General features: G+C 35.4%; 2 protein-coding genes. One reads left to right on the plus strand and one right to left on the minus strand.

Features of this window, described 5'->3' with window-relative positions; all coding sequences use genetic code 11:
* Complete coding sequence (locus OK414_RS29995) at positions 1-105, plus strand: hypothetical protein (RefSeq protein ID WP_404932082.1); 105 nt, start codon at positions 1-3, stop codon at positions 103-105.
* 147 nt (positions 106-252) lie between these two features.
* On the opposite strand, the gene OK414_RS29875 is transcribed toward OK414_RS29995, so the two are convergent.
* Positions 253-364, minus strand: a 112-nt coding sequence (locus OK414_RS29875; RefSeq protein ID WP_264363586.1) for an HU family DNA-binding protein, incomplete at its 5' end; no start/stop codon positions are given.

A 364-nucleotide genomic window follows, 5' to 3' on the forward strand; every position in this document is an offset into this window, starting at 1 on the left:
ATAAGTCCACATAATTGTGAATACGCAAAAGGAGTTGTGTTAAGCCCAAGAGGTGCAGAAATTCTCAAGCAAGAGATAGAATGTAGATTTAGTAGTAAGTCTTAATTTACGTAGAAATTCATACGTTTTTGCTTGATTCCTAGATGTGTGGCTTATGTAAAAGAGGTAAGAAACTATAAATTTAATGAGAGTAAGATAGACATCTTGTAAAACCTCCAGAAATCCATTCTGGAGGTTTTATATAAATACTCTTTATTTAACAGCTTCTTTAAACTCTTTTCCTGCTTTAAAACCTGGGACCTTCGTTGCTGGAATTGTCATTTCTTCACCTGTTTGAGGATTACGCCCTGTACGCTCTGTACGC

The organism is Priestia sp. JV24 (assembly GCF_025910025.1).
Taxonomy (GTDB): domain Bacteria; phylum Bacillota; class Bacilli; order Bacillales; family Bacillaceae_H; genus Priestia; species Priestia megaterium.